Origin of the sequence: Mycobacterium sp., assembly GCF_035314665.1 — a bacterium.
Taxonomy (GTDB): domain Bacteria; phylum Actinomycetota; class Actinomycetes; order Mycobacteriales; family Mycobacteriaceae; genus Mycobacterium.
On sequence record NZ_DATFZD010000273.1, the window covers coordinates 1 to 6,042 of the forward strand.

The following is a 6,042-nucleotide window of genomic DNA, read 5'->3' on the forward strand; positions in this document are numbered from 1 at the left end:
ACCGATGTCGCTGATCTGCGCTCACGCCGTGAGGTCGAACGTCATGGGCCCGGTCTGGTGCCGGACGGCGTGGAGATCCATCTACTGCCCATCCCGGATCTCGGGCCCGACGAGCTCAACCCGGACGGGGACGCGCCGCACGAGCACGCGTTCCGGCGGCTGCTGGAAGACAAGGCCGACGACGAACCGGTCAGCGAAGCGTCCACCCGCTACATGACCGAGGAGTACAGCAGGTTTCCCACCTACAACGGCGCACAGCAGGCACTGCATCGCGTGGTCAGCTTGCTGGCCGACGGACGCACGGTGCTCACCCACTGTTTCGCCGGCAAGGACCGCACCGGCTTCATGGTGGCGCTGGTGCTGGAAGCCGCGGGCGTCGAGCGGGACGCGATCATGGCCGACTTCCTGGGCAGCAACCGGGCGGTTCCCCAACTGCGGGACCGGATCCTCGAAGCGGTCCGGGAGCGATCGGACGTCGAAGTGACGCCGGAGCTGATGGCATTCACCGAGGCGCGGCTCTCCGACGAAGTCCTCGGCGTCCGCGAGCAATACCTGGACACCGCGCGGCGCACCATCGATGAAAACTTCGGCTCGCTCGACGGCTACCTGCGCAGCGCGGACATCACCGAAGACGACGTGAACCGGCTGCGCAGCGCGCTGCTGGGCTGAATTCAGCCTGCTCAAGCGTCCCGGTGCCCGGCGCACCGACTCCCGGCGGCCCTCACTACAACTGCCGCTACAACCTGTGCGCGCCGGCAGCAGGCACTTAATTTACTTAAAGGAAAACCTGTGGATTTCTTAGACATTAAGGCGGAAGGGGAGTAGAACATACGTTGAATACCCGCGCCGCTGGGGCAGTCTCCTGCCCTTGACGATCCGCCCAAATTCCGGGAGGTCCCAATGTCAGACCGCAAGCTTCGTTGGTTGGGTGCAGGGCTGGTGACAACCGCCGGTGCCGGATTCCTGGGCCTGACGGCGATGATGAATCCGGCGTTCGCGCACGCAGACGACATCGGGTTGGTCATCGGCGGCACCACGGTCCCCATCCCCGGCCCGCAGTACGTGGAGGCCGCTGACCTGCTCTACCTCAACAACCAGGCCGAGATGACGCCGCTCTACCCCGACCTGACCTTCTACCAGGCCACCTCAACCAACCCCGACGACCCAGGGTTCTTTGGGAACGGCTTGTTCACTCCCGAGGGGGCCTATCCGCTGTTCGGCCAAGGCGTCCAGCAGTTGTATTACAACTACCCACTCAATTCCGATGGCCTTGCGGGCCCCAGCACCTCGGTGGGCCAGGGCGCCGCCATCCTGGAAAGCACGATCCTCGCCAACCAGGCTGCCGGAGACGGCTCAACGGTGTTGGGCTACTCGCAGAGTTCCACGCTATCCGGTGTCACGATGCAGCTGCTCGACCCGTCCGGCACGCCGCACACGGGACCGCTTGACCCGCAATTCCTGCTGCTCGCTGACCCCAACAATCCCAACGGCGGGCTGTTCGAGCGCTTCAATGGCTTCGAAACGACGACGAACCCGAACACCGTCGACCAGCTGAACCTGGCGAGTCTGGGTATCGCGTTCAACGGTGCAACGCCGTCCGATGACTACCTGACGAACATCTACTCGCTGGAATACGACGGCTTCACGGACTTCCCGCGATATCCGATCAATCTGCTGTCCGACCTCAACGCCTTCTTGGGCATCGAAGACCTCCACGGCACGTATCTCAACGGGGGCGTCGACGGGAGCGGTCCCACGGCGGAACAGATCGCCAACGCGATTCTGCTGCCGGGCTCGATGGACTCCGGCACCGCGGACAGCCTCACCAACTACTACATGATCGATGAGACTGCGCCGCTGGTGTCGCTGCTGCCGACACAGCTCCGAGAATTGCTGGGGCCCGACCTGACGTATCTGATCAACTTGGGCTACGGCGACGGCAGCCTCGGCTACTCCGTGACGGCTGATTCACCGGCGAACATGCCTACCCCGTTCGGGCTGTTCCCCGACGTCAGTCTCTCAACAGTGTTCAGCACACTGGTCACCGACACCGAGCAAGGCATCCAGAACTTGATGAGCGGCACAGACCCCTACTCGGCGGCGGTGGATTCGGCGGCCTCGGGGGCGACCTCGTCGGGGCAGAGCCTCACGGATCTGCTGTCGGCATTGTCAGCTGACGCCGCAAATCCGGCAGCGTCGTTCACCGACTTCGTCAACGCACTCTCGAGTGCGGCCTCGACACTGTATTCCACCTTGCTGCCAACCGCGGACATCATCAACTCACTGGTGACCAGCCTGCCCGCGTGGGAAACATCAATTTTCATAGACAACCTGTCGACCGGTGACTTCCTTGACGCTCTCGGTTTACCGATCGCGGGGACCACGGCGATCGGCACGCTGGCGGCCGGATTCGAGGTCTCCATCCTGAGCGATGCCTTCTCACAGGTCGCTGCTGACTTCTCAGGTCTGTTCTAGTAACGGGGGATACGGAACGCGCCGCCACCGGTCTGCGGTAGCGGCAGCCTCATCCCGTAACTCGTCGGCTAGGGCTCCAGCACGAGCTTGCCGAACACACCGCCGTCGGCCAGGGCCTGCAGCGCGGCACTTCCCTCCGAGAGCGGATAGCGCTGCGGAGGTGGGGGTTTCAACCCAGCCGACACCAGGTGGTTCAGGCCCCAAGCGAACAGTGCCGCCGAGCCGGGCACCTGATGCAAATACTCGCCCCAGGCGACGCCGAGCACGCCGACATTGCGCAGCAGCAGCCTGTTCACCTTGACCGTCGGGATCGCGCCCGCGGCGAAACCAATCACCAGCAGCTTGCCGTCGATGGCCAGCACCCGGATGGCGTCGTCGAACGCGGACCCGCCGACCGGATCGACGACGATGTCAACGCCGCGACCGTCAGTACGCTCGCGCACCGCCTGAGCCCAGCCGTCGGTCAACGGCAGCACCACATCGGCGCCCAGCGACTCAACGAAATCCGTTGCGCCCGTGCGGTGCACCATCGCGATGACCTTGCCCGCACCCATCGCCCTGGCCACCTGGATCGCCGCGGTGCCGACTCCACCGGCCGACCCCAGTACCAGCACGCTGTCACCGGCGCGCATCGCCGCACGCCGGGCCAGCGCGAAGTACATGGTGTTGTAGTTCACCAGCAGCGACACCGCCTCGGCGTCGTCGAGTTCCGCCGGACTGTGGATCACGTTAGCCAACGGAACGATCACCTGTTCGGCATATCCGCCGAGCACGCCGAACGCCGAGACCCGGTCACCCACTTTGAATTCCGAGTCTTCCGGCGCCCAACGCACCACGCCGGCGGCCTCCATGCCGGGAATGAACGGCGGGGGCAGCTTGAGCTGGTACTCACCCTTGCTCAGCAGCAGGTCCGGAAAGCACACCCCGGCGGCACGGACGTCGACGACGATCGTGTCGTCGTTGCCGGTGATGTCGTCGACATCCGTGTACACCAGGCCGGGAGGTCCTGAAAGCTCCTGTACTACACAGGCTTTCATGAATGCTCGATTACCGGAGCGAGAAGTTGGCCTGCTTCGCGGCGGACAAGTCGTCGATCTCAGCCCAGTGCGAGGCGATGTCGTCGACCGACGGCGGCGCCTTGAAGGTGACACCCTCGTTCTGGAACAGCGCGGTGCGCTGCACCTTGCCACCGCCGACGATGAAGATCGAATCGGTGTCAGGCACCTCTTCGGTGCACAGGTAGGCCACCACCGGCGCCACGAAATCCGGTGTCAGATTTTTGAGCACCTCGGGCGGCAGGATGTCCTCGGTCATCCGGGTCGCGGCGATCGGTGCGACCGCGTTGGTCTTGATGTTGTACTTGGCGCCTTCTTGGGCCAGCGTGTTGATCAACCCAACCAGACCCAGCTTGGCCGCGCCGTAGTTGGCCTGGCCGAAGTTGCCGAACAGACCGCTGGTGGAGGTGGCGACGACCACCCGGCCGAAGCTCTGCTCACGGAAGTGCGGCCACGCGGCGCGGATCACGTTGTAGCCGCCGTAGAGGTGCACCTTGAGCACCGCATCCCAGTTCTCGAACGACATCTTGTGGAAGGTGCCGTCACGCAGGATCCCGGCGTTGCTCACCACTCCGTCGACCTTGCCGAACTCGTCGATGGCGGTCTTGATGATGTTCTCCGCGCCTTCGGGCTCGGCGACGCTGTCGTAGTTGGCGGCAGCCCGGCCTCCAGCGGCCTTGATCTCTTCGACGACCTGGTCGGCCATGTTGTGTCCGGCGCCGGTGCCGTCGCGGGAGCCGCCGAGGTCGTTGACTATGACGCTGGCGCCCTCCTTGGCGAGGGTCAGGGCGTATTCGCGGCCCAGGCCGCCGCCGGCGCCGGTGACGACAACCACGCGATCCTGCACTCCGGGCATGGACTTCCTCTCTTTCTCGGGCGTCATCGCCCGACTCTTCTCAGGTCAGTTCGGTTCAGTCGCGGCGACGCTAGAAAAGCCGGCGCGCCAACTTCCACGCCCTATCTGTATACGGCGGGTAGACGAAGCTGGATATGTCGGGTCGGGTCGGCTTGGTCAACACCGACTTGCGGTGGCTGAACTCTTCGAAACCCCAGCGACCGTGGTAAGCACCCATGCCCGATGCGCCGACGCCGCCGAACGGCAGCTTGGCCGTCGACACCTGGAAGGCCAGGTGGTTGACCAACATGCCGCCCGCGGGCACCTCTCGGATCACTCGCTCGCGCACCGCGCGCGTCTTGGTGAACAGGTACGCCGACAGCGGCTTGGGTCGCGAGTTGACGAAACGTATTGCCTCATCAAGGGATTGGACGGAGATCACCGGCAGGATGGGGCCGAAGATCTCGTTGCTCATCAGCGGCTCGTCGGGATCGGGGTCGACGACAACAGTGGGTTCCAGCCGTAGCGTCGAGGCGTCGGAGTTGCCGCCCAGCGCGATCGTGCCCTTGGTGGTGGCCAGGTATTCGGTCAGCCGATCAAACTGGCGTTGGTTGACGATGCGCAGGCCGCTGGTCTTCTCCTCGGCCCGGAACTTGGTGATGGCCCGGCCGATCTTGTCGACGAGCTCGTCGCGGATCGTCGCGTCGGCCAGCACGTAGTCGGGCGCCACACACGTCTGGCCGGCGTTGAGCAGTTTGATCCAGGCGATCCGCTTAGCCGCAACGTCCACGTCGGCGTCCGCCGCCACGATCACCGGGCTCTTGCCGCCGAGTTCCAGGGTGACCGGCGTCAGGTGCGGTGCGGCGCCCTCGTAGACCTTGCGGCCGATCTCGGTGCCGCCGGTGAAAAACACCCGGTCGAATCCCTGCGCAATCAACTCCTGGCTCACCGCGCCGTCACCCTCGATCACCGCGATCGCGTCGTTGTCCAGGTACCGCGGCACCAGTTCGGCCATCAGCGACGCCGACGCCGGAGCAATCTCGGATGGCTTGAGCAACACCGTGTTTCCCGCGGCGATCGCTCCCACCGCCGGGCCGAGCGTCAGGTAGAACGGGTAGTTCCAGGCGCCGATGATCAACACGGTGCCGTAGGGCTCGTACTCCACCCAGCCGCGGCCGGGCAGCTGCGCCAGCTCCAACAGCTGGTGTTTGCGCTGCGTCCACTTCTTGACGTGCTTGGCCGCATAGCGGGCCTCGCCCGCGGTGGTCGCGGCATCGGCCAGCCACGCCTCGAACGGGCTGCGGTCCAGATCCTCGGCGAGCGCGTCGGCGATCGCCGGCTCGTTCTCCGCCATCATCTTCTCCAGCGCGCGCAGCTGGGCTCGTCGCCACTCCACACTGCGGGTCTTGCCGGTGGAGTAGGTCTGCCGCAGGCGAGCGACGACCTTCGGGATATCGGCGTGAGTCGGGGCGGCGGCGCCGACGGTGGCAGATGCGGTTGCTTCGGTGGCTTCGGTGGTCATGGGGATCCCTTCCTCGACCGACGAAAACCCCAATCCTAATCAACCACCTGGTTGGGCAACAGGTGCCCTCAGGTCGTGCAGCCGCCCACGCTTACGGCTTCTCAGCAGAGACGAAGACAGCCCGGAACGTCGCCGCCACGTTGGGTTCCTCCGGC

At 65.1% G+C, this 6,042-nt stretch carries 5 protein-coding genes; 2 read left to right on the plus strand and 3 right to left on the minus strand.

The annotated features are described in order from the left end of the window. Positions 1-669, plus strand: a 669-nt coding sequence (locus VKI00_RS19500) for a tyrosine-protein phosphatase (protein WP_324440297.1), incomplete at its 5' end; no start/stop codon positions are given. Positions 670-900: 231 nt separating this feature from the next. Then, entirely contained in the window at positions 901-2,475 is a 1,575-nt protein-coding gene (locus VKI00_RS19505) for a PE-PPE domain-containing protein (RefSeq protein WP_324440298.1), read from the plus strand. Positions 2,476-2,543: 68 nt separating this feature from the next. Here the strand turns inward: VKI00_RS19505 and VKI00_RS19510 are convergent, their stop codons facing one another. From VKI00_RS19510 to VKI00_RS19520, 3 genes are all read right to left on the minus strand, one after another. Then, on the minus strand, positions 2,544-3,512 hold the full coding sequence (locus tag VKI00_RS19510; RefSeq protein ID WP_324440300.1) for an NADPH:quinone oxidoreductase family protein: 969 nt from the start codon (positions 3,510-3,512) through the stop codon (positions 2,544-2,546). A 10-nt stretch (positions 3,513-3,522) separates the two neighbouring features. Further along, complete coding sequence (locus VKI00_RS19515) at positions 3,523-4,386, minus strand: SDR family oxidoreductase (protein ID WP_324440304.1); 864 nt, start codon at positions 4,384-4,386, stop codon at positions 3,523-3,525. Between the two features lie 70 nt (positions 4,387-4,456). After that, positions 4,457-5,887, minus strand: coding sequence for an aldehyde dehydrogenase family protein (locus tag VKI00_RS19520; RefSeq protein WP_324440302.1), 1,431 nt, complete (start codon positions 5,885-5,887; stop codon positions 4,457-4,459). Positions 5,888-6,042: the final 155 nt, after the last annotated feature.